At 31.2% G+C, this 2,965-nt stretch carries 3 protein-coding genes; all 3 read right to left on the minus strand.

Translation table 11 applies throughout. The features are described from left to right. A partial coding sequence (locus tag U9R42_07405) for a YjbQ family protein (protein ID MEA3495847.1) occupies positions 1-247 on the minus strand: 247 nt, incomplete at its 3' end. A gap of 19 nt (positions 248-266) precedes the next feature. After that, the gene (locus tag U9R42_07410) at positions 267-782 is read right to left on the minus strand and encodes an O-acetyl-ADP-ribose deacetylase (protein ID MEA3495848.1); all 516 of its coding nucleotides are present in this window, start codon (positions 780-782) and stop codon (positions 267-269) included. A 5-nt stretch (positions 783-787) separates the two neighbouring features. After that, a complete protein-coding gene (locus tag U9R42_07415) occupies positions 788-2,515 on the minus strand; it encodes an amidohydrolase family protein (GenBank protein ID MEA3495849.1) in 1,728 nt (575 codons plus the stop codon). Positions 2,516-2,965 lie beyond the last annotated feature (450 nt).

Raw genomic sequence — 2,965 nt, forward strand, 5'->3', positions numbered from 1 at the left:
TTCCTTCAAAAGTGTGAGTATAGTAACTTTCATTTTCTTTAATCAATCGGTTAAAAATATTTTCCATATCTGTTCTTACCGATGGGTCAGCGTTTTCATTTATTGTAAGGGCGGCAGAAGTATGTTTTATAAAAAGATTTAATAACGCATTTTCAGGAAATTCAGGTAATTGTTGCAGAATCTCATTTGTAATTAAGTGAAATCCTCTTGGATAAGATTTTATCTTTATGTCAAAATGTTTTATCATTAGTTGAGTTTTAGTTTGCTTACTGCAATTTAGCAAAAATGTTTTTATAAATAATCAAATCACTTTCACTAAAACAAACAAAAACAACCTTCTCAATTTCTTTGTTTTCTTTTAGAAATTCCTTTGTTGTTTGTAATGCAATTTTTGTAGCTCTTTCAATTGGAAAATGATAAACACCTGTGCTAATTGCTGGAAATGCAATGCTTCTAATATCGTTTTCAATAGCAAGTTTTAATGAATTCAGATAACAACTTTTTAGCAATTCGTCTTCATTATTTTTCCCAGCATACCAAACAGGACCAACGGTATGAATTACAAAGTCTGAAGGTAAATTGTACGCATTGGTAATTTTTGATTTACCTGTTTCGCAACCATTTAATCTTCTGCATTCTTCAAGTAATTTGCTTCCTGCCATTCTGTGAATTGCTCCGTCAACACCACCTCCTCCTAAAAGTGTTTTGTTTGCAGCATTTACAATTGCTCCTACATTTTGCGTTGTAATATCTCCTTGAATTATTTCAATTTTTGTTGTCATTATTTTCATCTTATAAACCAGAGTTTCCTTATTTTGTTTCCTTCAATTTGATAGATTGCTTGTCCATCAAAGCTTTCTCTTCCTTTAATTGAACTGCTAATTATTTCTCTGTCCAAAACAAAATTTTTATATGTAATTCTATTAGCAAGTTCGCAGTGAAGATCTCCTGCTTTGTTGAAAAAACTTGAATATACTTGTCTCATTTGAGCTTTCCCTTTGTAAAGTAATTTGTTGTCAGGGAAAGTAAAAATTTCAATACTATCTGAATAAACTGATAAAAATGCTTCAAGGTCTTTTTCATTGTAAGCATTAAGTTGTATTTGTGCAATATCTTCCGGTTGATATTCAAGAATTTCTTCCGCTTTAAAAAACTCTCCGTCTTTTATAATTGTATTAATGTCTGTTACATTCATGATATTTTCTAAAGGATTGGAATTTAGGATGACCATATCTGCTAATTTCCCTACTTCAATTGATCCGAGCTTATCTTCTTTGTTTAATAATTTTGCTCCATTTAGTGTAGCATCAACAAGTATTTCATGATTTGTTAATCCTGCTTTTTTCATTAATGTAAATTCATGAAATAGGGCAGGTCCGTGAATAACGCCTACATTTCCTGCATCTGTTCCTGCTGCTACAGTTATTCCGTAATCCTGAACTGTTTTTAGGTTTTTTAATATTATAGGACTTGTTTCAATAGGTTTTTTTTCTTTTTGTAAATGTTTTACGCGTGCAGATAATTCATCATTATCCAATTCGTACATATCGTATAAACTGCCAATAATTTTTGGATTTCCGAGCTGATGTTCAATTGGTAAAAGGTCAACTTGCTTTGAATAAACAGAACTGTATGATTGAAAAACAAAAAGTGTCGGAATATATTTTATTCCGTTTCTCTTTGCCATTTTTAAAAACTCTTTGTCAACTTCTTTGTCTTTTACACTATGAACCAATACATCCGCTCCGTTTTTTACAGCTCTCTTTACTGATTCGTTAAGTTCATAAGCATGAACAAAAACGGGCTTGTTATGCTTATGTGCTTCTTCAATAATTGCTTTAACTATTGGCTCAAACTCTTCTCCGTTTTGATCTTTAAGAATTACATACCATATTTTTATAAAATCAGCACCTTTTTCAACTTGTTTTTGTACAAGTTTTATAGCTTCTTCTTTTGAATTTACTTTAATTATTGGAGGGTCATCGGTAGTAAGAGCCTCAGGCTGGTAAGATGCAATTAAAGGACCTGTAACAAAAACTCTTGGTGCTATTTTAGCATTTTTAGAATACTCTTTAACTTCAAAATTCCAAAATGGTCCGCCCATATCAATTACTGTTGTTATTCCACAACGCATATATCTTTTAAAAACATCATCAATATTTGCTTTTATCCATTTAACTTCTTCATCTGCATAAGGAACTCTCTCACGTAAGTCCAATCCATCAGGTCGAGTGTATAATCCTCCAGATTGAAAAAAATGTATGTGTCCGTCAACAAGTCCTGGTATTATAAATTTTCCTTTAGCATCAATAATTTTAGTGTGATAGGGAAATTTAACTTTAGTGCTTTTTCCAACTTTTATTATTTTGTTGTCTTTAATTACAACAGTTGCATCAGTGATAACTCCTTCTTTGTCTGTTCTAATAACTGTGGCACCTATTATTGCTTTGTATTCTTGGGCATTTATTGATAAGGAAAATATTGTTAATGCAAAAATTATTGTGAGCTTTTTCATGCTTTTAAAATATTTGTTTCTTAAAAAATATTAAGACAAAATTAAGGAATAATTATTAAAGGGGGCTTTGAGCGAGCAACTTTTATTTGTTTCACCTAAAGACGCAGAGACACGAAGAAAATTGTTTGTTATTTGCTGGTCATTTTGTTGTTATTGGATAAACAAAAAGAAGTACTTAGAGTTGAAAACTAAAAGGTAAAAACTAAAAGGTAAAAACTAAAAGGTAAAAACTAAAAGGTAAAAACTAAAAGGTAAAAACTAAAAGGTAAAAACTAAAAGGTAAAAACTAAAAGGTAAAAACTAAAAGGTAAAAGTTATGTGTTACGGATAAACAAATTACCAGTCCGCAGTCGGCAGTCTCCAGTCGGCAGTAAAAAACAGTCCTCAGTCAGCAGTAGGCAGTCTCCAGCCAGCAGTCAAATTCCAAATAAACAAATCACCAAATCACCA

The sequence above is a fragment of the Bacteroidota bacterium genome (genome assembly GCA_034723125.1).
GTDB lineage: Bacteria > Bacteroidota > Bacteroidia > CAILMK01 > JAAYUY01 > JAYEOP01.

What these genes read in the sequence shown, in the direction of transcription:
- U9R42_07410 (MEA3495848.1), bottom strand. Translation starts at nt 782, where the DNA reads ATGACAACAAAAATTGAAATAATTCAAGGAGATATTACAACGCAAAAT.
- U9R42_07415 (MEA3495849.1), bottom strand. Translation starts at nt 2,515, where the DNA reads ATGAAAAAGCTCACAATAATTTTTGCATTAACAATATTTTCCTTATCA.